Annotated in this window: 21 protein-coding genes; 13 read left to right on the plus strand and 8 right to left on the minus strand. The window is 68.7% G+C overall.

Features of this window, described 5'->3' with window-relative positions:
* Positions 1–992: 992 nt before the first annotated feature.
* Positions 993–1,298, plus strand: coding sequence for a BON domain-containing protein (locus ID574_RS01275; protein ID WP_188186892.1), 306 nt, complete (start codon positions 993–995; stop codon positions 1,296–1,298).
* Between the two features lie 483 nt (positions 1,299–1,781).
* On the plus strand, positions 1,782–1,949 hold the full coding sequence (locus tag ID574_RS01280; protein ID WP_188186893.1) for a hypothetical protein: 168 nt from the start codon (positions 1,782–1,784) through the stop codon (positions 1,947–1,949).
* A 601-nt stretch (positions 1,950–2,550) separates the two neighbouring features.
* On the opposite strand, the gene ID574_RS01285 is transcribed toward ID574_RS01280, so the two are convergent.
* The 3 genes from ID574_RS01285 to ID574_RS01295 form a co-directional block, all read right to left on the minus strand.
* Entirely contained in the window at positions 2,551–2,802 is a 252-nt protein-coding gene (locus tag ID574_RS01285) for a DUF3040 domain-containing protein (protein WP_188186894.1), read from the minus strand.
* A 122-nt stretch (positions 2,803–2,924) separates the two neighbouring features.
* Positions 2,925–3,779 carry a slipin family protein gene (locus tag ID574_RS01290; RefSeq protein ID WP_188186895.1) on the minus strand — a complete coding sequence of 285 codons (855 nt, stop codon included), beginning with the start codon at positions 3,777–3,779 and terminating at the stop codon, positions 2,925–2,927.
* Complete coding sequence (locus ID574_RS01295) at positions 3,776–5,065, minus strand: NfeD family protein (RefSeq protein ID WP_188186896.1); 1,290 nt, start codon at positions 5,063–5,065, stop codon at positions 3,776–3,778. The genes ID574_RS01290 and ID574_RS01295 overlap by 4 nt, the downstream gene beginning before the upstream one ends.
* A gap of 689 nt (positions 5,066–5,754) precedes the next feature.
* Here ID574_RS01295 and ID574_RS01300 point away from each other — a divergent pair.
* From ID574_RS01300 to nhaA, 3 genes are all read left to right on the plus strand, one after another.
* Positions 5,755–6,621, plus strand: a complete 867-nt coding sequence (locus ID574_RS01300) for an alpha/beta fold hydrolase (RefSeq protein ID WP_188186897.1) — start codon at positions 5,755–5,757, stop codon at positions 6,619–6,621.
* A gap of 288 nt (positions 6,622–6,909) precedes the next feature.
* Positions 6,910–7,245, plus strand: coding sequence for an STAS domain-containing protein (locus ID574_RS01305; protein ID WP_188186898.1), 336 nt, complete (start codon positions 6,910–6,912; stop codon positions 7,243–7,245).
* Positions 7,246–7,806: 561 nt separating this feature from the next.
* A complete protein-coding gene (gene nhaA, locus ID574_RS01310; protein ID WP_188186899.1) occupies positions 7,807–9,231 on the plus strand; it encodes a Na+/H+ antiporter NhaA in 1,425 nt (474 codons plus the stop codon).
* Between the two features lie 2 nt (positions 9,232–9,233).
* Here the strand turns inward: nhaA and ID574_RS01315 are convergent, their stop codons facing one another.
* Positions 9,234–10,124, minus strand: a complete 891-nt coding sequence (locus tag ID574_RS01315) for a potassium channel family protein (protein WP_188186900.1) — start codon at positions 10,122–10,124, stop codon at positions 9,234–9,236.
* Between the two features lie 125 nt (positions 10,125–10,249).
* On the opposite strand from ID574_RS01315, the gene ID574_RS01320 reads away from it, so the two are divergent.
* The gene (locus tag ID574_RS01320) at positions 10,250–11,470 is read left to right on the plus strand and encodes a PucR family transcriptional regulator (protein ID WP_188186901.1); all 1,221 of its coding nucleotides are present in this window, start codon (positions 10,250–10,252) and stop codon (positions 11,468–11,470) included.
* Here ID574_RS01320 and ID574_RS01325 read toward each other — a convergent pair.
* Positions 11,439–11,927 carry a CBS domain-containing protein gene (locus ID574_RS01325; protein WP_188186902.1) on the minus strand — a complete coding sequence of 163 codons (489 nt, stop codon included), beginning with the start codon at positions 11,925–11,927 and terminating at the stop codon, positions 11,439–11,441. The genes ID574_RS01320 and ID574_RS01325 overlap by 32 nt on opposite strands.
* Positions 11,928–12,584: 657 nt before the next feature.
* On the opposite strand from ID574_RS01325, the gene ID574_RS01330 reads away from it, so the two are divergent.
* Both ID574_RS01330 and ID574_RS01335 read left to right on the plus strand, forming a co-directional pair.
* On the plus strand, positions 12,585–13,475 hold the full coding sequence (locus ID574_RS01330) for a hypothetical protein (RefSeq protein WP_188186903.1): 891 nt from the start codon (positions 12,585–12,587) through the stop codon (positions 13,473–13,475).
* Positions 13,421–14,098 (plus strand): nitrilase-related carbon-nitrogen hydrolase, encoded by a 678-nt coding sequence (locus ID574_RS01335; RefSeq protein ID WP_188186904.1) that lies wholly within the window; start codon positions 13,421–13,423, stop codon positions 14,096–14,098. The genes ID574_RS01330 and ID574_RS01335 overlap by 55 nt, the downstream gene beginning before the upstream one ends.
* Positions 14,099–14,229: 131 nt before the next feature.
* Here ID574_RS01335 and ID574_RS01340 read toward each other — a convergent pair whose 3' ends face one another.
* Positions 14,230–14,409 carry a hypothetical protein gene (locus ID574_RS01340; protein ID WP_188186905.1) on the minus strand — a complete coding sequence of 60 codons (180 nt, stop codon included), beginning with the start codon at positions 14,407–14,409 and terminating at the stop codon, positions 14,230–14,232.
* Between the two features lie 140 nt (positions 14,410–14,549).
* On the opposite strand from ID574_RS01340, the gene ID574_RS01345 reads away from it, so the two are divergent.
* Entirely contained in the window at positions 14,550–14,690 is a 141-nt protein-coding gene (locus ID574_RS01345; RefSeq protein WP_188186906.1) for a hypothetical protein, read from the plus strand.
* A gap of 133 nt (positions 14,691–14,823) precedes the next feature.
* Positions 14,824–15,855 carry a TerC/Alx family metal homeostasis membrane protein gene (locus ID574_RS01350; RefSeq protein ID WP_223166266.1) on the plus strand — a complete coding sequence of 344 codons (1,032 nt, stop codon included), beginning with the start codon at positions 14,824–14,826 and terminating at the stop codon, positions 15,853–15,855.
* Between the two features lie 201 nt (positions 15,856–16,056).
* Here the strand turns inward: ID574_RS01350 and ID574_RS61440 are convergent, their stop codons facing one another.
* Together ID574_RS61440 and ID574_RS01360 are read right to left on the minus strand one after the other, a co-directional pair.
* Positions 16,057–16,182 carry a hypothetical protein gene (locus ID574_RS61440; protein ID WP_262495928.1) on the minus strand — a complete coding sequence of 42 codons (126 nt, stop codon included), beginning with the start codon at positions 16,180–16,182 and terminating at the stop codon, positions 16,057–16,059.
* Between the two features lie 848 nt (positions 16,183–17,030).
* Positions 17,031–18,887, minus strand: a complete 1,857-nt coding sequence (locus tag ID574_RS01360; protein ID WP_188186907.1) for a glycoside hydrolase family 15 protein — start codon at positions 18,885–18,887, stop codon at positions 17,031–17,033.
* Between the two features lie 697 nt (positions 18,888–19,584).
* Here ID574_RS01360 and ID574_RS01365 point away from each other — a divergent pair.
* The 3 genes from ID574_RS01365 to ID574_RS01375 all read left to right on the plus strand — a co-directional run bounded on the left by ID574_RS01365 (position 19,585) and on the right by ID574_RS01375 (position 21,694).
* A complete protein-coding gene (locus tag ID574_RS01365; protein WP_188186908.1) occupies positions 19,585–19,890 on the plus strand; it encodes a BON domain-containing protein in 306 nt (101 codons plus the stop codon).
* A 113-nt stretch (positions 19,891–20,003) separates the two neighbouring features.
* Positions 20,004–20,567: an ABC transporter permease subunit gene (locus ID574_RS59355; protein ID WP_223166267.1), complete on the plus strand. Its 564-nt coding sequence runs from the start codon at positions 20,004–20,006 to the stop codon at positions 20,565–20,567.
* On the plus strand, positions 20,564–21,694 hold the full coding sequence (locus ID574_RS01375; protein WP_188186909.1) for a substrate-binding domain-containing protein: 1,131 nt from the start codon (positions 20,564–20,566) through the stop codon (positions 21,692–21,694). The genes ID574_RS59355 and ID574_RS01375 overlap by 4 nt, the downstream gene beginning before the upstream one ends.
* Positions 21,695–21,812 lie beyond the last annotated feature (118 nt).

Below are 21,812 nucleotides of genomic sequence, written 5' to 3' on the forward strand. Positions count from 1 at the left end.
CCGTGGGGCCGCATCGCCTCGCGTCCTACGGAACCACCAGCGACAGCGTCCCCAGCGTGGGGGTGCTCACGGACGAGGGCGAGGAGTCCTGAGCAGGCGTCCCAGCCCTTGGGAGATCACCGAACACTGCACGCCCTGGTGCAGCACCAGGCCGAACACATCGGGAAGTTGCACCACGCCGACGTATGGCGGGCTTGAAATCCGTGCTGGCGACCATCGTTCCCCGCTGAAGGCAGGCCCGGAGGCGCTTGGTACGCTTCCCGTTCCCGGCCCCTATCCCGACTCCTGGGGTCATGGAAAAAGTGGCGAGCCAGGCGTGGCGCTCTGCTGTGTCCGTGAAGACGTCGAACTCCGCCCACACGACCTTGCCACGGCGGCGACCTTCGCACCCCCACCGATCAAACAGAGCCGCGACCACGACAAGGCCACGGTGGCACTCGTCCGTACACCAGCGAATGGTCAGCCGAGGCTGACGGCAGTCGCCGTCGACGACATCTGCTGGCCCCGATCCCACGCGTGCCCACGCGGCTGCGAACTCGTCGCCCTCTCGACCCGTCCGGGACACCGGCGGAGTACCGGGGTGGTCTGGGCGCCTTCCCTCCCCATCCACTCATCCCCATCGGCGAACACGTTCCCCACAGCCATCCCCCGGCACCATCCACCTCCGGAGCCGATCCCGTGGCGGCATCGACGTGCCCATCACCGTTGGCGTCCGTCTCGGACCCGCCAAGCATGCCCTTCAGGGGACTTGGACTGCTTCCCGGCGCTGTTGGGACAGAATCGGCACCTGCATGACGCCCACCAGGGCGATCAGAACCGTCACGCCAGTCACAGCTCCTGTGACGCCGTTCTCACGGCGAAGCGCGCAGTGACCGGGTACATGACGGCAGCCCTCCCCCGTCTCGGCACACACGGCTCCGGTCTGCGGGACGCTCGTATAGGCCCGGGCGTCAGGGGTAACCGAGGCGGCACAACCATCACAAGGAGCAGTCATGTATCCGATGAACCCGTGGACCTACCCCAATGAGCGCTACTACTACGGCTGGTGGGGCGCGCCGCTTAGCACCGAGCCCACCGACGGCCAGATCAAGTCCCGCATCGTCGACCGGCTGCGGGAGAACCCGCACACCAAAGACAGCGAGCTGAAGGTCGACGTCAAACAGAGGGTCGTGATCCTGGGCGGCGAAGTGCCGTCGTGGATTGCCAAGCGCGCGGCCGGGGACGATGCCTGGGACACCGAAGGCGTCGCTGACGTCAGCAACCAGATACAGATTCGGCCAGACCCACGTACCCGGTAAGGAGCAACCGCAGGTCCTCGCTGACACCGCAGCCCGGGCCGTGCATCAGCTCGCCTCGGAAACCGCCCGGTCGGGCCCGGGCCGGACGACCCGTATAGCCATACGGTCACTGAACTGAGCGGTGCGCTGACGCTCTGCCCCACCGGGGGCCTGGTGACGCCACTCAGGTCGTGGAGAGCAAAGGAATCCGGATCTTCCTCAACGGAGGGCCAGCCCAGGCACGCGCAGAGCCAGCATTCGACGGCGGCTCGACGGCGGCTCGGCGCGAGAGGTGTGGCGTCCTGATCACACCACACCGACTGAACGATAGGGGGTCTGTCTTGCTCACACGCCGGGGACATGCCATCCGGCCAGCATGGTGAAGAAACGCTGGCGACACATGCGGCCTCTCGGAGCGCCCCAAAGCAGAGTTGAGATGGTATCGGCGCTGCAGAAGGGGGTAATCGCGAAGCGGAACGGTACCCGAGCGAATCGAGATTGGCCATGACCACTCCTGAAGAACGCCACCCGCAGACCGGGGCCGTTCAGCCAGATCTGCGCCTGGTGGCGTCGTCGGGCACGGAAACCGACGGCCGTACCCAGATGGCGCGGGAGCTCGAGCGAGCCATGTCCCAAGCCGGCCTGGGGAAAGACGAGCTATCCGAGGAGTGAAATGGCAAGGACTTCGGGCGTTGTTCGCAGCCCCTGGCCGTTCCTGCTGTGCTCTCGCGGTGCCAAGGAACCCTCCCCGTACCCGGTAGACGAATACGAACCCGATACGGGGGCGAACGCGACGCGGAAGGACATGATCGTCCGTAACGCGCTCATCATCGGCGGAACCTGGTTCGAACGCTCCCGTGTATGTGACCTTGGTGGCCTGCGGCGCCAAGCCAGACCGGCTGCTTTCGGTGAAAGCAGTCAACCACGTTCCAAGGCTCTCGAATCGCCGGCGATGGGCTCGTGTTGCCTGCCCGGCAGCCGGTCGGCGGAGGGTCACACCCTCAAGCGCTGCTAACCGGCTCCACTCGGCAGCTGCATCCCCGTGATCTTCGACTTCCAGCACGCCGAACGCTCCAGCTACAGGTTCCTGCTACCCCCTCACAGTGGCGTGCCATCTACTCACCTCTTCGCCCTGGCCGTCCCCATCCTGACCGGGCATCCGGACCATCGGGCTCGCGCCGGGCCTGGACGGGCTCCCCTGCCAGTTCCGCTCAACAGGACGGGGCTGCGAGACCCGCCGACTTCAGCCGCTCCGGGTTCAACCCTGGGGCGCCTAACCAGAGGTAGTGAGCAGGAGGCCCAGGACGATGAGGGATACGGAGACGAACAGGAGGACCGCTATCCGCCACACCTGCCCAGGCACAGTGTGGACTGTGTGGACCTTTCGGCATGCCTCGCCGAAGAGCACCGTGCTGGTTTCGTCGTGATGCGGCCTGGCGAGCAAGGCGTCGAGATCGGGATCTTCGAAGGCGAGTCGCTCCTCGATCTCTTCGAGGGCTCGCTGCTCCTGTCTGGAAAGACTCATCGCGATCACCTCGTGTCCGTGTCGATGGGGCAGCCTCAGGGTCGGTGCGAGACGATCCATCCGGCTGAAGGGCAGGCGACCGATGTGCTAGTGGCTGAGGTAGCCGGTGTTGCCAAGGACGGTCATCCGGCGGTCCGTCCGGATGGCGGTGCACCTGTGGGCTCGCTCGCCGTCTGGATGCGGTTGTCGTCGGGTGGATTCCGGTCGCCGCCGTCTGCCGCGCTCTGGCGGAGGGTGTCGACGAGCCGGAACAGTTCGATGGGCAGCGGGAAGATCAGGGTGGAGGTTCGTTCGGTGGAGACCTCTGCCATCGTGGACAGCACCCGCAGTTGCATCGCGGCCGGATGCTGCTCCAGTACGGTCCCGGCCCGTCCCAGGGTCTCGGCGGCCTCGAACTCGCCGTGCGCGTGGATGACCTTGGCTCGCCGGTCGCGTTCGGCCTCGGCCTGGCGGGCCATCGCCCGGCGCATGGTTTCGGGAAGTTCGACATGCTTGATCTCGACGAGTGTGACCTTCACACCCCACGGGTTGGTGACATCGTCGATGATCTGCTGGAGCCGCTGGTTGATCTCCTCACGTTTGACGAGCAGTTCGTCGAGGTCGACCTGGCCGAGGATGGACCGCAGCGTGGTCTGGGCGATCTGCGAGGTGCCGGCGACGTGGTCCTCGATCGCCACGATCGAGCGGGTGGGGTCGACGACGTTGAAATACGTGACGGCGTTGACACGTACGGTGACGTTGTCCTTGGTGATGACATCCTGTGGCGGGATGTCCATGGTGATGGTCCGCAGGGACACCTTCACCATGCGGTCCACGATCGGGATGATGAAGAACAGCCCCGGCCCTTTGGCGCCGATCACCCGGCCCAACCGGAAGATCACTCCTCGCTCGTACTCGCGCACGATCCTGATGGCCGCGAACAGAATCAGCAGCAGCACGCCGACCGCGGCGAGTATGCCGGTCATTGTCGGGCTCATGGCTTCTCCTCCATGGGTTCGACGATCACGGTGAGGCCTTCGACGGCCACCACCCGCACGGTCTGACCGTCCTCCAAGGGCTCCTGCCTGCTGTGAGCGGTCCACCAGGCGCCGTCGAGGAACACCTGCGGAGCCGAGCCATCGGTGCGGCGCACGGCCACCTCCTGCCCCACGAGGGTGTGCACGCCGCTGACAGGGGTGGCGCGCTGGGCCCGCGTGGCCAGACGGCCGGCGACCACGACTGCACCTGCGACCACCACCGTGGTGGGCAGCAGCACGGCCGGGCTGACCGCGACCTGGCCCTCGAACAGGAACAGCCCCGCCAGCAGGAGCGCGATCGCGCCGCCGCCGGCGAACACGCCGATCCCCGGAGCGAACACCTCGGCGATGAACAGCGCGGCGGCCAGCGCCAGCAGCGCGAGGCCGGCGGCGTTGACCGGCAGCACGCTGAGCGAGAACAGGCCGAGCACCAGCAGGACGGCCCCGATCACTCCGCCCAGCCCCATCCCGGGACTGGCCAGCTCGTAGATCACGGCAAGCGTGCCGATGGAGATGAACAGGAACGCCAGATTCGGATCGGCGAGAAGCCCCAGCAGGTCCCGTGTCCAGGACTGCTCATGTTCGACGACCACGGCTCCGGCGGTCCGCAACGTCACCGTCTGGCCCTCCACGATGCGGATCTGGCGGCCGTCCAAGTCCTGGAGGAGTTTCGCCCTTGAGGGGGCGATCAGGTCGATCGCCTTGAGTTTCAACGCGTCCGCGGCGGTGACGGAACGGCCTTGGCGGACCGTGGCCTCGGCGAAGTCCACGTTTCGTCCACGAATGGCGGCGACGGTGCGGGCGTATGCGGCCGCGTCGTTGATAACCTTGTCGCTGGCCTTTTCTCCCGTCTGCGCATTGACCGGGGTGGCGGCGCCGATCGTCGTACCCGGGGACATGGCGGCGATGTGCGCGGCGAAGGTTATGATCGCTCCTGCGGATGCGGCCCGGGCGCCCTGCGGGCTGACGTACACGACGACGGGCACATCAGCGCGCAGGAATGCCTGCACGATGTCGCGCATCGAGGTGTCCAGCCCGCCGGGGGTGTCCAACTCGACCAGGAACAGTTGGTGCCCGTCCCGCTCGGCCACGCGCAGCCCGTCGATCACGTGCTCGGCGACAACCGGGGTGATGGCGCCGTCGACACGCGTGGTCAGGATGCTGTCTTGTGCGGCGCCACCCGGGATCGTCCCGGACAGGGCGAACCAGGTCAGCAGCACCAACACGATGTGCCGGGCGGCGTACATGGATGATTCGCCTCCTCCCTCCGATGGGCGCCCTTGCCCGCAATCGGCAAGCTCATACCGGCGGGCACGCCCTGGCACTGTGACGGGAAAGGACGTCGATGCTGGTAACTCGTTGATCGTGGTGACCGCCCTTCGTGCCGCTTCATGCTGTGTCACTGTTGATTGCCGGTCATCGGCAACTTGACGGTCTCGGAGTTACCGGGATCGCGTCTTGCCTCCAGCGCAGGGACCACGGGAGCGTGGAGGCACGTGCATCTTCGTGGTTGGCCCCGGAAACCGTGGAGATGCACGTCCATCGTCGGCCGAGGGGCATGGAACTGGCGGCCATCTGCCGGTTGATCGTCGCCGTTGATCGTCTGGTTCGTGGGCGTTATCTCGAGTGCCCGGGGAGAGCTGTGGACTCCATGTCGATGACGTCGCGCCAGCCGGGGAGAAGGCTCCTTTGACTCTTTCGCTCAAGGGTTCAGGTCTCTGCAGGTATGGGCCCGGCACTTGGGAGCAAGAGGAGATGCGGCCCGACAATCCGGTTGTGAGGTGATCTGATGGCCGCCCTGCTTTCGTCTCTGCGCTTGGCAGCCAACGGCCCGCGCGAGGTTCTGCGCGCTGCGACGCTTGTGGCTGCCTGGTTGCCCAATGTGATCCAAGCGAGACAGCCGCTGGCATCCCTTGCCTCGCCCAGCGCCGAACACATGCCGGTAACTGCGGCGCGTTTCGTGGACGCCCGGGCGGCCGGTCTGGCGCCGATCACCATGGCGTATGAGCGGCATGGGACCGGTGAGCCGGTGGTCCTGCTGCACGGCATCGGTCACCATCGGCGTGCGTGGGACGCGGTGGTGCCGCACTTGATCGCCGAGCGCGAGACGATCGCGGTGGATCTGCCCGGCTTCGGGCAATCTCCGGACCTGCCCGCCTCTGTGCCCCGTGATCTTCCGGCCGCGGTCGCCGCGCTCGGTGCGGTGTTCACCGCGCTGAGGCTCGATCGGCCACACGTGGTGGGGCATTCGCTCGGCGGGCTGATCGCGCTGCGGCTGGGGCAGGCGGGTCTGGCCCGCAGCGTGACCGCGCTGGCCCCCGCAGGCTTCTGGACTCCAGCCGAACGGCGGCAGGCCTTCGGGATGCTGGCCGCGGCCTGGTGCGGCACAAGGATGCTGCCGGACGGTGCTCTGGAGCGGCTGTCGCGGACCGCCGCCGGGCACGCCGTGTTGACCGGCACCCTGTACGGACAGAGCGGGTTGTGCCCGCCGGAGACGGTTCTGGCGGGACTGCGAGCGCTGCGGGAGGCTCGGGGGTTCACTGCGACGTTGCGGGCCGGGCGGGCATCTGACCTGTTCAGCGGCGACATGCCGGACATTCCGGTGACGATCGCGTGGGGCACGTGCGACCGCATCCTGCCCGCCCACCAGGCGGAACGGGCACTGGCGAGGATCCCGCGAGCGCGGCTGGTGTGGTTGCCCGGCTGCGGCCATGTGCCCATGAACGACGCGCCCGAGCCGGTCGCCGACCTGATCCTCACCACCAGCCGATCGGACGTGGCCGGTGCGGGGAAGCCACGGTGACCGCACTAGGTTCCCGCACCCATGCCGAGCAGGCGAGAAGAAGACATGATCAAAGAGCTGGCGGTGGGAAGAGTCGAGTCCGCCTGTGGGCGCCGGGCCCGCCAGCCGGTGCCGTCCATGTCCGCTGCGGCGGACGTGTTTCCACGCCAGCAGGCTGCAGTCCCCGCTGACCGCCCTGAACGGCGTGCCGCCCCTTGCGCTGAGGGCTGGCACGCCCCCAGCAGTGGTCGAGGTAGAGGCACTCCGGTCCCTTTGGATTCGTCGAGTGGATTCGTCGAGGAGATCGCTATGGACCAGCTGGACGTCAACGTAGACGTCACCGACCAGTGCGCCGTGGTGCGCGTGCGCGGCGAGATCGATTCAGCGACCGCCGGGCTGCTCAGCAGCATGCTGGAAAGCATTCGGCGCCCCGGCGGTTGCCACGTTGAGATGGATCTCCACCAGGTGTCGTTCATGGACTGTTCCGGGCTGAGCGAGCTGCTCCGCGCCAAGCAGCACCTCCGGCGCCAGGGCGGGACCCTCAAGCTCGTCAACTGTTCACCCCAAGTCGACCAGCTGCTGGAGATGGCCGGTCTCGACCACCGGCTGGACGCGCCGTGGTATCGGCGGCACGATCGCGCCTAGCCAAGCCGGGTCCTCAGAGCGCGAAGGCGCTGCGGCGCGCCGATCAGCGCAAGGGCGACCAGCGCTCAATGCCAGGAGGTGCAGGCCGCCGATATTGCCGTTCTCCGGCAATATATCGCCCTTCGAGGCTGCGACCTGCGGCCCTAGTGGTATACCGCGCTCTCCCGGCAGGCTCATAGGGGACAACAGCCGGGAGGTGAGACTGTGCTGGCAGCAGCCGACGTTCGATGCCCTTGGAGGACTGGTGATTGGGAGCGGGAGTCGCTGTGGCCGCTGTTGGGGGCGGCTTGCCGACCGAATGGCACGGTGGTGTTGTTGCGGCTTTACGGCAACAAAGACGCTGTCGCAGATCACGCAGCTGTTCGGCCTCCCCAGGTGCATGTGTCCCGACTGAAGGAGACAACCTGCTCTCACCTGTGTGAACAGTTGCAGGCGCCGCGTGAGCCGATGTGACGCCGACACCGAGCTGGAGCACTTGCGGCGACGGGCCGAAGTGGCCGGAGTTCTCGGGTCCGGTCGCAGGAGGACGAAGGGCCGCCTGCCGTACAACTTGGAGTGTTCATGACTGGCCCCGCGAGTAGCGCACCCCGCCTGTTCGGGCGGCGCTCTTGGGCTGAGGCTCGGCGCATCGCCGACATTCTCCGCAAGGAGACCATCGGCGGTGCCCTGCTGCTGGTGGGCGCGGCACTGGCCATGGCGTGGGCCAACTCTCCATGGTCAGCGGCCTACGAGCAGATGCGCTCCTACACGGTCGGCCCTGCCTGGTTGCACTTGAACCTGGATCTGGCCACCTGGGCCGCCGACGGGCTGCTGGCCATCTTCTTCTTCGTGGCCGGCCTGGAACTCAAACGCGAGTTCGTCGCCGGGGATCTCCGCCAGCCGCGGCGCGCCGCGGTGCCGATCGCCGCCGCCCTCGGCGGTGTGATCGTCCCGGCCGCGCTGTACCTGCTGATCACCCGGAACATCCAGGGCGCCGCCGCGGGATGGGCGATCCCCACCGCCACCGACATCGCCTTCGCGCTGGCGGTGCTCGCGGTGATCGGCCGGTTCCTGCCCGCGGCGCTGCGCACGTTCCTGCTGACCCTGGCCGTGGTCGACGACCTGCTGGCGATCGTCATCATCGCCCTCTTCTACACCAGCGACCTCGCGCCGATCCCGTTGCTGGCCGCGCTAGTGCCGTTGGCGATCTTCACCGTGCTGGTGCAGCGCCGGATACGGTCCTGGTGGCTGCTGCTGCCGCTGGCGGTGACGGTCTGGGCCCTGGTGCACGCCTCGGGCGTGCACGCCACCGTCGCCGGCGTGCTGCTGGGCTTCGCCGTGCCCGTCATGCGCAGCCGGCGCGCCGGCGGTCCGGAAGCCGGGCCAGGGTTGGCCGAGCACTTCGAGCACCTTTTCCGGCCGCTCTCGGCCGGCGTGGCGGTACCCCTGTTCGCGTTCCTGTCGGCGGGCGTGCACCTGGGCGGGCTGAACGGCGCCGTCACCGCCCTGAGCGACCCGCTCGCCGTCGGCATCGTCGTCGGCCTGGTCGTCGGCAAACCCATCGGGATCATGGCCGCGACCTGGCTGGTGGCGCGCTTCACCCGCGCCCACCTCGACGAGGGTTTGAACTGGGTCGACGTGCTCGGCCTGTCGATCCTGGCCGGCATCGGCTTCACCGTGTCGCTGCTCATCGGCGAGCTGGCCTTCGGCACCGGAGGCGAGCGCGGCGACTACGTCAAGATGGCCGTGCTCAGCGGCTCTGTCACGGCGGCGCTGCTCGCGTCGGTGATCCTGCGTCTGCGTAATCGCGCGTATCGGCGCCTGCACGAGGCCGAGACCGCGGACCAGGACCGTGACAGCATTCCGGATGTGTATCAGGACCGGGACCGTGCCCGGCCTGCCGATGACTCTGTCGGCGACCGTACCGACGATCGAGACCGTATCCAGCGTGCCGCCCACACCCGGGTAGACCGGGCACGGCAGAGGCGGCGCGACAGGCCTGCGTGACCTCAGCCCTTGACCAGCGCGTGGCCATGATCGGCGGCATAGGCGTGGAAGATCTCCAGCGTTGTCCCGCCGCCATGGAGAAATCGTTGATCGAGGATGACGGCGAGGTCGTCCAGCGCGTGCTCCAGGGTCGTGGCGGTGAGGCGGACATCCTCCCGCGGCGACCCCTGCCCGCATTCGGCCAGGTCGACGGCATAACTGATCATCGCCGCCAGGGAGATCTGGTCATCGCCGTCATGAAAGTAGTAGCTCTCGGCGTACTGGACGAGGTCGACACGCGTTTGCACCACTTTGGCGGCCACGTCATACAGCAGGCCGGCGCCGAAGGCGAACTCCGGCTGGAGCAGCCGGCTCGTGGCGCGGCTGCGGCGCAGGACGGCCAGCTCGATCGCCAGGCACCGTCTGCGGTTCAGCGCCGGGTAGATCTGCAGCACCCACGAAACAGTCGCCGTCAGGAGGGCGAAGCCGACCATGGCCTGTACCGGTGCCGCGACGCGCAGCCAGCCTGCTTGCGGCACGATGTCCCCGAAGCCCAGTGTGGCCACGTTGACCAGCGACAGGTAGAGGGCGTCCAGCAGATCCATCCGCCGAGCTGGATCCAGTCCGGGCGCGAAGAGGAACCCCTCGGGAATGTGCGGCCAGTAGACGAGGGTCCAGCCCGCAACGGCCATCGAGATCCACATGCAGACCACCGTCACCATGGCCAGCGGTCCGGCAAGGGCCGCCGCCGTTCCCCGCCTTCGACGGATGAAGTGCTGGAACATGCGCCAGACGCCTCTCATGACGAGACGGCTCAGGCTGCCGCGGCCCACTGGGTGCCAGAGGGTGTGGAAGATGTCACGCAAAGCGGTCATGACCAGGCCGGCGCCCACCGCCGAAACCAACCACTCCATGACACCTCTCCGTAGCGCCGAGCACTGCCCCTGAGTTGCCCGCCATCGGCAATCGAAAATCGGCTTACCTGCGCATATTCGTCCCCATCTTGCCGGACCACACCCTTACGGGTGACCCTGGAACCATGACCGATCACCGGGACACGGAACATCCCCACGCAAGCGACGGGCACACAGGCCCTCTGCCTTTGGCGGAGATAGCCGCCCGGGCCAGCGCTGACGCCGGAGGTGTTCCTGCCCAGTGGCTGAAGGACTATCTGCCGCTGCTGGCCGAGGTCAGCCAGACCGGGCGACGCCCCGACGCGGCCGCGCTGTCGCGCATGCGGGAGTGCGGTGAGTCGGCAGCCCGGGACGGCCTTCCCCTGCGCGCGATCATCGATGTGCACTTGAGCGCAACCTGGCTGGCATGGCCCGTCCTGCCCGGAATCATCCGCAGCAGGCGGGCAGAGGATCTCCGGGCCGCCGGGGAGGCGGTCTTCAAGGCCGCGGACCGGTCGATCGCGGCGCTGGTGGAGGGCTATGAGACGGCCCAGCGTCTGGTGATCCGCCGCGAGGAGGCGCTACGCCGGGAGTTCATCGACGACCTCCTCCACGGACGCCGCGACGTCGGCACCCTGGCCGAACGGGCAGAGCGTTTCGGGCTGCGCCTGGCCGGCGCTCACACCGTCGCCATCGCCGAGGCCAAGCGGCCCTTCTTCGATGGCGGCCCGGTCTCACGGCACGTCGAAGCGTCGCTGCTGTCCCGATTCGGCCTGCGCGACATCCTGGTCGCCACCAAAGAAGGCCTGCTGGTCTGCGTGTCCTCCGGCTACATGAAAGGCGTGAGCGAAGCCTTCGGCTCGGCGGTGCAGGAAATGATGGACGGCGACCCCTCGCTGCGGATCTGCGTGGGCCGAGCCCACCACGGCCCCGGTGGGGTGGTGCGCTCCTTCGAGGAAGCCCGCAGCGTGGTGTCGTTCGCGCACCGTCTCGACCTCCCCGAGCGGATGCTCTACGCATCCGATCTGCTCGTTCTGCAGGTGCTGGTGAGGGACAACGCGGCGATCAGCGAATTGGTCGAGACCGTGCTGGGCCCCTTGCGGGCCGCTCGAGGAGGGCCCGATGCGCTGCTGGAAACACTGTTCGCCTACTTCGCCACCGGCGGTGTCGCAACGCTGACGGCACGCCGGTTGCACGTCGGCGTGCGTACGGTGACCTATCGCCTGGAGCGAGTCCGCGAGCTCACCGGCTACGGCCTCAACAACCCGATCCAGCGGCATGCCCTCGAGACGGCGACCCTCGGCGCGCGCCTCCTGGGCTGGCCGCAGGAGACCGTCACGAGCCACACTCGGCCTCCAGCCCCCTGAATCCCTCGTCGCGGGCGTGCATCAGGCGCGCGAGCAGGCGATGAGCACAGATCACGTTCGCTCCGGCACGAGCGTCGAAGACCGTGGCCAGCGGGCTACGCTGTCGCGCCATCGCGACGACAACCTCCAAGGCCGTGGCCTGGCCGTCAACACAGCAGTGCCCCACAAGGGGCAGCGCGGACAGCAGGTCGCCGATCGGGCGTTGGAGCCCCTCGGTCAAGATGCGGTCCCCGGTCTCCTCCGGAAAGACCCTGGCCAGGCTCGGGCTCTCCCGAAACGGCCATGGCAGCAACAAATCCAGCACGTCGGGCAGCGAGAGTGTTGCCTGCGGACGCCCGAAAGAGTCCAGGATCACGACTCCGGGGAGATTCCCGCGGACCATGACCGCCAGCACGTCCGTCAACTTCGCGTCGCACCGCACAGCCGGAAAGCCGTGCGCCAGATCGCGCGCGATCATCTGACTCACCCTCTCAGCGCATGAAGCTGCATGAAGCGCTCAATGCCGATGCTGGCAAGCTTTGCGGCGGGACCACAATGTGCGTGCGGACCCGTATGGGTCATCGTTTCTTGCCGTCGACCGGCAAATCCTCAGACGTCTTGGTGACGGTTGCCCGTTCTCAGCAAGAAGCCCTCCACGAAACTACCGCGCGGCCATAGTGACCATTCACCGGGTAAATCCGTCTTGAGAAACATGGTTTCATCTGCGGCATTGGTCGAGCAGATCACGCAGTTCGCCTCTAGCGACTGGCTGAGGCGTCTATGCTGCCCATGACTACTGTGGCGACGTCGAGGAATGCTGAGATCACCGTTGCTGCCCGCCAGGACCGGTGGCCTACTGCTGAGCCCGCTCCCGCTCCTTCGGTCCCAAATGAGAAAACGACCTATGAGTTCGTTGAGCGGTTGGGTGTCGCCATAGCTGCAGGACCTTGGCTTCCTCTTGGGATCCTCGGTTCTTCCGAGATTGATGAGATCTCAGAGATTCGGAAGCGTCCGTTTATGAGAACCGCATACCGCCGGGGCCGGTCGGCAACCCAGATCAGCGCAATTTGAGCGGTTCCTGGCCTGGACAGCGGCCGGCGCGGTGACGGGCCGCCGGGCGGGGTAGCGGAGCGGTGTGCCGACCTCGTCCGTCACCGCCCCGGCCGAACGCGCCGGCCTGGCGCGCCGCTGGGGTCCGCGCCTGCTGGCCGCCGTGACGGGCGCGTGCCTGGCCCTGGCCTTCCCCGCGGTGAACGCCTGGTGGTGGGCGTGGTTCGGCCTCGTGCCGTTCCTGCTCCTGATGGCCGGCGGGGGGACGCTGCGTGAGGCGGGATGGCGGAGCTGGTGGGCGTCGGCGGGCTTCTTCGGGACGCTGCACCACTGGGTACTGCCGTTCCTGGGCGCGTTCTGGCCGCTGGCGGTGCTGGTCCTCGGGCTGGTGTGGGTGCCGTTCGGGCTGGTCGCCTACGGGCTGCTGCGGCGCGTCTCCCCGGCCGGGGCTGGGGTGGCGCTGCTGGTGCTGCCCTCGGTGTGGGTGGCCGTCGAGGCGCTGCGTTCGTGGCAGCACCTGGGCGGGACGTGGGGGCTGCTCGGGTCGAGTCAGTGGCAGGTGCGGCCGGTGCTGGGGCTGGCCGCGCTCGGCGGGGTGTGGCTGCTCAGCTTCACCTTGGTCGCGGTCAACGCCGGGCTCGCGATCGCGGTGCTGCCGCACGCGGGCCGGCGGGCCCGGCTGGTCGGCGGGGGAGTCGCCGTCGTGCTGGCCGCGCTCGCGGCGTGCTCCGGGCTGGTACGGCCTGAGCCCGTTGTGACGGGTGTCATGCGCGTGGCGGGGGTGCAGCCGGGCCCCGTGCCCGGTCCGGAGCGGCGCGTGGCCGCGCATCTCCGGCTGACCGGCGAGCTCGCCGGCCATGACCCTGACGTGGTGGTTGGGGCCAGAGCAGCGTCGCCCTCAACCTCGCCCGGCGCCCGGATGTGGACCGCCTGCTGCGCAGGGCAGCCGCCGAGGTGGGCGCCGACGTGCTGGTGAACGTGGACGCCGCGGATTCCTCCGGCCAGATCACCAGGTCGGCCTACCAGTACACGCCGGACGGGGTCGCAGACACCTACGTCACGCAGCGACTGGTCCCCTTCGGCGAGTACATCCCGCTGCGGCCGGTGCTCGGCTGGATCGCGGGGCATACCGAGGCGGCCGAGCAAGACCGGATCGCCGGTGCCGGGCCGGCCGTGTTCGAGGTGGCAGGTCGCCGGGTGGGACCGCTGATCTCGTACGAATCGACCTTTCCGGACCTGCGGCGCGGCCTGGCCCGCAGGGGCGTGGACGTGACGATCACCCAGGGGTCGCTCACGACGTTCCATGGGAGCTGGGCGCACGCGCAGCAGGCGAGCTTGGAGGCGCTGCGGGCGGTCGAGTCCGGCCGGCCGGCGGTGCTGGTCGAGGTGGACGGCACCTCGGCGGCGTTCGACGCGCGTGGCGCCCGGCTGGCCTGGTTCCCGCCCGAGTACCGCGGCGCGTTCGTGGTGGACGTGCCGCTGTCGGTTGAGGAGACGCGGTACGTGCGGCTGGGCGACTGGGTGCCCGCCCTGGCGGGCGGGATCACGCTCGCTGCCGGGGCCGCGGCAGCCGCCCGACGGATGACCGGCATCGACTGATCGAAGCTTGTGACGCCACCACGACTCACATCGACAAACTCGGCGCGGCGGGCTTCAGCTTCCCCCGGCTGCTGGTGATGCTGCTGATTCCGGTGGCAATGTGCCGGATCGGCAGGGGCTCGGCATTCTCGTCAGCTGCGCTTTCCCGGCCAATCTGGGCGGTCCTCGACAGGCAGCGTACGGGAGGCGGCGCGGCGGCGGACGGCGGCATGGGACCGCCGCGGTGGAACCCACAGCGCAGCGGCACTGATGACCGCGGACAAGATCAGCAGAATGCCCGCCAGGATCTCCAGCAGCACAGTGATCGACATGAGGACTCCCCCTCGGCCTCGCCTGAAGGTACGGCCATAAGGACGAAGGTCTTCCCGCACCCTCCGCCTCGGCAGCCGTGCCAGCAGAGGCCGCGGCCGGAGGGCCATCCCGCCGGGCCTGTCCAGGCGTGGAGACCGTGATGACGGCCGGGATGTCCGACGGCGGGTACTCCCCTAACGTGCTCCTTCCACTATCGGCCCAGCTCATGGAGCCGGTCAAACGCTTGGCGATCGCCCTCAAGGGAGCCGCCGAAGTGGAGCTGACCAGGAGGTTCGCCTAGCCTGGAAGGGCGAGGGGAGTACTTCCCAAGAGCCGGCCCGGTCAGTACGGGCGTGACCTCGTCCCCGGGCGGCCGCCCGCACGGTGGTGGGTGAAGGAGACCTCGAACGGCCCGTCCGGTTCGAGGAGGTTCCATGCCCGCCCCAACGACTCTGATGATGGCTGCCCCGCTGGAGACGATCGCCTCGCCGCTGCTGTGGGCGATCACCGTTGGCTGCCTGGCGCTGCTGCTGGGCGCGGATTTCATCGTGACGCGCCGCCCGCACGAGGTGCGGATGCGGGAGGCGGTGGGCTGGTCGGTCTTCTACCTGGCGCTTCCCCTGCTGTTCGGCCTCTACGTGTGGCGTGCGTTCGGGTCGCAGGCGTCGGTGGAGTTCTACACCGGTTACGTGGTGGAGAAGTCGTTGTCGGTGGACAACCTCTTCGTGTTCATGCTGCTGCTGGCGGCCTTCGCGGTGCCCCGCGAGCTGGCCCAGCGGGTGCTGCTGTACGGCATCATCGGGGCACTAGCGCTGCGCGCGGTCTTCATCGCCCTGGGCGCGGCCGCACTGCAGAGCGGCACCTGGGCGTTCCTGCTGTTCGGCGCCATCCTGATCGTCACCGCGGGGAAGATCCTCGCCGATGCGCTGAGCGGCAAGGAACAGGAGGTGGACATCTCCTCCATGCGCTCGGTCCGCCTGCTGCGGCGCTTCATGCCGGTCACCGGCGACTACCGCGGCTCCCGCCTGATGGTCCGCGAGCACGGCCGGCGCGCCCTGACCCCGCTGGCGCTGGCCATCGTGGCCGTCTTCGCCACCGACATCGTCTTCGCCGTCGATTCGGTGCCCGCGGTGTACGGCGTGACCGACGACCCCTTCCTCGTCTTCGCCACCAACGCCTTCGCCCTGCTAGGCCTGCGGGCGCTGTACTTCGTGCTGCTGGGCGTGCTGGAGAAGCTGCGTCACCTCAACCACGGGCTCGGCGTCATCTTGGGGTTCATCGGGCTCAAACTCCTCCTGCACTGGGCGCACGGCATCTGGCCCGCCGTCCCGGAGATCCCCACCTTGGTCTCGCTCGGGGTCATCATCGTGGTCTTGACGACCGTCACGATCACGAGCGTGCACGCCAACCGCCGCGATGCCCGCCGCGATGCCCGACGTGCCACCGTCCCGCCCTCGGACGGTTGATCCGCGCGGCGCCCGGTTTCGGATTCGAAGCCATTTCAAGATCGGCTCACGGCCTGTGTGCTGGGCCTGCGCGACGGTCTGCGCCAAGCCCTCTCACGTCACCCGAGCTTGCGCAGTCACACGCCCCCGCCCGCCGCCTCTTTCTGACATACACGGCTACCGCACCACTCAGGCATACCGGTAGGGAGCCGATCACCACCATCAACATGGAGGTCCGCTGCGGAAGGCGATGTCCCCCACGACCAGGTTCAGCGCGTCCAGGCTGTTGCCTCCGATGACCGCCGCGATGGCCAGCGTCATCGCGCCGTACGGCGCCTGGCTGGCCATGGATGAGTTTCAGCCCGCCGGCGTACAAGGCGACCATGACCACGGACGCCCGATGCATGCCGAACACGGTGACCTGCGGGCTGAAGGAAGCCGGCAACGCGACGCTGAGCAGCATGATAAGTAGGCAGCCGACAGCAGGTTCTGTACCGAGGCTGCGGCATGCTCCAGAGCGGCGCGCCGATAGGCGACATCTGCGGCCACGATCGCCACCGTCTGGGCCGCGATTCCGCCCACCGCGTTGTCTAGGCCAGCTGCGGCTGCCCGTCGGCCGCGCTCACGCCCGTCATGACGATGCCGGACAGGGAGGTGGCGGCGGCGAAGACCACCGCCCCGAACAATGCCTCGCCCCAGCCGGCAGATCCGCCAGCGCGTCACCAAGACCGACCAACCGCACGCTGCACGCCATGGTGAGGACCGCGGCCAGCAGGAAGATCGCGACCGCCCAGGCCAACGGCCACGTCTGCCCCGTCACTGGCAACCCTCAACATCCACAGGCATGCTCGCGCAGTTGGTGCTCACCGAACTGGCCACCCTTGTGCACCGGCCGTTCACGATGGAGCGGCGCCCCACGAGCCGCCTGCCGGGAGCGTCCCAGGGCGCGAAACCCGCCCGTCCTACGCCGGGTTTCGGCGGAACTCGTAGGGTACGGATTCGGCGCCGCCGGGCGGCTCGGCGCTGGCCGCCCGCTTTGGCACGCCACCTTGCCGACCGGCGTGGCCGCTATCGCAGGGCAGCCGGCTCCATCGCGGTCGCCTTAGATCGTCGCTGTCTCTGGAGCCAGGAGGAAAGAGTGTGCAGTGTTGTGCCTGGAGCCGCGGCCCACAGCCGTCGGGCAAGCACCAATGAGCTCATCGGATCTTCTTGGCAGACCGCCGGGCGGCGAGGCGTCGGGTCAGGTTGATGCCGGAGGAGATGACCCCGATGTGGCTGAACGCCTGCGGGTAGTTGCCGAGAAAAGCGCCGCTGCCGGGATCGATCTCCTCGGGAAGCAGGCCCAGATTTCCGGCGCGGGCGCACAGTGACTCGTACAGGTCCATCGCCGCATCCAGCCTTCCTTGTGCGGCGAGGTTGTCGACCAGCCAGAAGCTGCACAGCAGGAAGGCTCCTTCGTGTCCGGGCAGCCCGTCGGGTGAGTGTTCGGGCAGGTAGCGGTAGAGGAGCCCGTGGCCAGCACCGAGATGCTCGCTCACGGCACGCGTGGTGGCGATCATGCGTGGGTGGTCGGCGGGTATGACGCGCCGCAGCGGCAGGGCCAGCAGGCTGGCGTCCAGCCCGCCGCCGCCGAGCCGTTCGGTGAGGGTGCCGATCTCGTCGTCCCAGGCGTCGGTCACTATCTCCTCGCGCAGCTGATCCGCGTGAGCGGCCCAGCCCGTGGCGTCGCCCGGCAGCCCGCGCCGGCGGGCCAGCCGGGCGGCGCGGTCGAGGGCTACCTGGCACATCGCGACAGAGTAGGTGAATCGCCGGCCGGGGCTGCGGACCTCCCAGATGCCGTGGTCGGGCTCGTGTGCCTTCGTCCATGCGGTGTCGGCGAGGGTGGCGAGCTGGGACCACAGGTGCGGGTCGAGGTTCCCGCCGCCGGCGGACCATTGGTAGGCGCAGTCCAAGATCTCTCCGTAGACATCGTGCTGCGACTGGCCAGCGGCTGCGTTTCCCCACCGCACCGGCGCCGATCCGCGATAACCCTCCAGATCGGGATCAACGCGTTCGGGCGGCGGCTTTCTGCCGTCGAGGTCGTAGACCACGCGGGCTCGGCCTTCACGCTCAACGGCGTCAAGCACCCAGCCGAGGAACCGTTCGGCCTCATACGGCAGGCCGATACGGCGCAGTGCGTACACGGTGAAGGCGGCGTCGCGGACCCAGGTGTAGCGGTAGTCCCAGTTGCGCTCGCCGCCGATCTCCTCCGGCAGGCTGGAGGTGGGTGCGGCGACGATCGCGCCGTTGGGCAGCTGGTCGAGAAGCTTGAGCGTCAGCGCTGATCGGCGCACCATCTCCCGTTGTGGGCCGTCATAGTCGATCAGCCCGGCCCAGCGCCGCCATGCCGTGGTGGTCGCCGCCAGCATCCGTTGCCGCTCCGGCCGTTCCTGGCGGGCCGAACCCGGCCCCCACCGCAGCACCATGTCGGCCTGCTGCCCGGCCTCCAAGACGACCGCAGCCTCCAGGAGAAGCGGAGGGTCGGCCACCAGGTACAGCTCGACGTCGCCTTGGGTGTGCGGGCGTAGCAGCCACCCGCCCCCGGAAACGGTCACCCGCTCCCCGCCCCGCAGGTGGACCCGCGGATGCACGGCCACGTGCCCGGAGGCCACGGCGAGGTGACGCAGCAACTCCCCGCGACCGGGCGCTGCTTCCTCCTCCAGCCGGGCATGGGGGTGCAGGACGAAGGCGTCGGTCACTGTCACGACACCGGTCGCGGTCCGGGCAGTGGTCACGACCACGCCGGAGTCGGGCAGGTAGGACTGCTCGGCCTCGACAACCGGGTCCCTCAGCAGTTGGATAGCGCCACCCCGGCCGGAATCCAGCAGGCCACAGACCAGCGGCGGAGAGTCGAACCGCGGCACGCACAGCCATCGGATGGCCGTGTCCCGCCCTACCAGCGCGCACCCTTGCCCGTCGCCGATCAGAGCATGATCGGCGATCGGCAGGTAGCCGTCGACGCTCTGCAAGGGACGCAGAACCGGCCAGGAGGTCTGCCTGGGAGTCTCACGCATCCGCTGCCTTCCTGTGGCTCAGTCGGCCGATCGGCGACCGGCGTGGGCGCACCGAGCTAGGCTCCCTGCTGCGGAGCGCTTTGGCTGGGCGCCTCTGGCGCTTCGGATGATGGCTGAAGGCCGGGCAGCAAGGCAGTGACTGCCTGTTCTGTGTCCCGGCAGGCTGCATGCAGATGCGGCAGTGCTCGCGGCTGTCGCGATGCTCGGCACAGGAGTCGCCGCAGGTCTTCGTCGCCTCGATCGTGGCCTCAGCCTGCGCCCGGGTCAGGTGGGCGTCGTAGCCGGTGTGCCGGGACAGGAGGGCCGCCGTGGTTGTGCAGATGGCGGCGCAGTCCAGGTTGTCGCGAATGCGGTAGCTGATCGGAGCTTTCCGATAGGCAGGCGTCCGCGCACGCGGTGCAGGCCTGCGCGCACGCGGTAAGGCTGTCGATCACCGAGGCCACACACCCTCCACTGCGTCGCATGCCCCTTACCCCTCTGTCCGGCCCTATACCTACGGGAAGCCCTTGCCGGGCTTACGCCCGGATGCCCAGCGTCCCCTCCTTGACGGGGGAGCCCGGCGGCCAGTTCTACCCAGCCTGTGCTGGTTCGCCAGACAGGCAAGGGCTTCCCAGCTCAGGTGCCCGGGCGGATGTATGGGGTCGCGCGATTCGGGCAAGCGAGGCCGCGAATGGACACCAACACTCAAGGAGCGACCATGTATCCACTCGGTCGCCGCAGCTACCCTGACGAACGCTACTACTACGGCTGGTGGGGCGCACCTGTGGCCATAGAGCCCACTGATGGCGAGATCAAGTCCCGTATCGTCCACCGGCTACGCCAGAATCCGCACACCAAGGACAGCGACCTCAAAGTCGACGTCAAACAGCGTGTGGTGATCTTGGGCGGTGAGGTCCCATCCTGGCTGGCCAAGCGGGCGGCCGGGGACGATGCTTGGGATACCGATGGTGTCGTCGACGTCAGCAACCAGATACAGATCCGGCCGGGCCCACAGACCACCTAATGGGCAGCGCGACAGCGTCAAACTCTTCCCGGTCGGCACCAAGCCTCCCGCTGCCACCGGGTGCCGCGGGCTCGGCTGCGTACCCCGGAAATGAAGGGGAGCGGAGGTGCGTCATGGCGCACCGTCACCACTTCCACCTCGAACTGGACGGGTATTCCGTCACTGTTGATGCCGACCGGCACCCGGGAGAGACTGAACTGTTGGTCAACGGCAAGGTCGTCGGATATGAGCGTCTGCACGGCAGACAGCACAGGTCCAAGACGATGCTCGCCGCAGAACTGCCCGGTGATCCACCCCAGCCGTTCAGCATCAGCCTCAACCGCCGGTACGTCATCTTCGCGTGCACGGTCTCCGGCCTGGTGACCGGCTTCGCGGGGATCCTGCTGGCCGCCCAGCAGCAGATCGGCAACCCGAGCGTCGGGCTCGACCACCTGCTGCCGGCGTTCGTCGCCGCCCTGCTCGGCTCCACCACGATCAAACCGGGGCGGGCCAACCCGTGGGGCACCCTCGTCGCCATCGCGGTGCTGGCCATCGGACTGTCGGGAATCAGCCAGCTCGGGGCGGAGTTCTGGGTGACACCCCTGTTCAACGGGATTACGCCGCTCATCGCGGTCGGCCTGGCCGGCTACTCCGCGCGCCGCTGGACCCGCGCCGCACCCGCCCGGCGCAGATCATGATCCGCACCCGCCTGCTGCGCGGTGCGGCGGCGCTGGCACTGGCCGCCGCGGTCGCCGCCGGCTGCACGCGCGGGCCCGCGCCGGACCGCCCTCCCCGGACCGCGGGTTGCCCGGGCGTGGTGCACACGGCCAGGAGGGCAGTCGCCCGGGCCGAGGCGGTAAACACCGCGTGGAACGGTCCCACGAGCGGGCCGCGCGCCGTTCCCGGCAAGAGCATCGTCTTCGTGGCGTCGACCATGACCAACCCCGGCGTGGCCGGCACCGCCAAGGGGGTCCAGGAGGCCGCGCGGTCCATCGGATGGCGGGTCCGCGTCATCGACGGCCAGGGCACGCCCGACGGCATCCGCGGGGCCTTCGGCCAGGCGATCGCCCTGCGGCCGTCCGGGATCGTCATCGGCGGGTTCGACCCGGACGCCGCGGCCCAGCAGGTCAAGCAGGCTCACGCCGCCGACATCCCGCTCGTGGGCTGGCACGCGACCAGGACGCCGGGGCCGAGCGCGCACCCCCCGCTCTTCACCAACGTCACGAGCCGGGTCGAGGACGTGGCGAGGATCAGCGCGTACTGGATCATCGCCACGTCGGGCGGCCGCGCCGGCGCCGTGATCTTCACCGACTCCTCGATCCCGTTCGCCGAGACCAAGTCCCAGCTGATCAGGCAGACCCTGGCGAGCTGCTCCGGCGTCGAGCTGCTCTCGTACGAGAACATCCCGCTGCCGGACACCGGGATCCGCACGCCGGTGGTGGTCTCCTCCCTGCTGTCACGCTTCGGCGAGCGATGGACGCATTCAGCCGCCATCAACGACGTCTACTTCGCCGACGCCGCCCCGGCACTGCGCGCCGCCGGCAGGAGGGGCGCCGGCCCGCCCTACAATGTCGGCGCCGGGGACGGCGATCCCTCGGCGTTCGAGCGCATCCGCGACCACCGGTTCCAGCAGGCCACCGTTCCCGAGCCGTTGAACGCCCAGGGAAGCCAGATCGTCGACGAGCTCAACCGCGCGTTCGCCGGCCGCCCGCCGAGCGGATACGTGGCGCCGGTACACCTGACCACGACCGCGAACGTCGGCAATGCCACCTCGTGGGAGCCGAGCGGCTACCGCGAGGCCTACCGGCGCATCTGGCAGGGCTAAAGGGCCCTCACCCTGGACGACGGCGCGGCGGGCGCCTTCGGGCGGCCGACGCGCGCCACGTGCAGCAACGAGCCGGTCGCTGGTGACCGGTTCGCCGGCGTTCGCGACCAGCGTCGCC

It is taken from the genome of Nonomuraea sp. SYSU D8015 (genome assembly GCF_008065375.1).
GTDB lineage: Bacteria > Actinomycetota > Actinomycetes > Streptosporangiales > Streptosporangiaceae > Nonomuraea.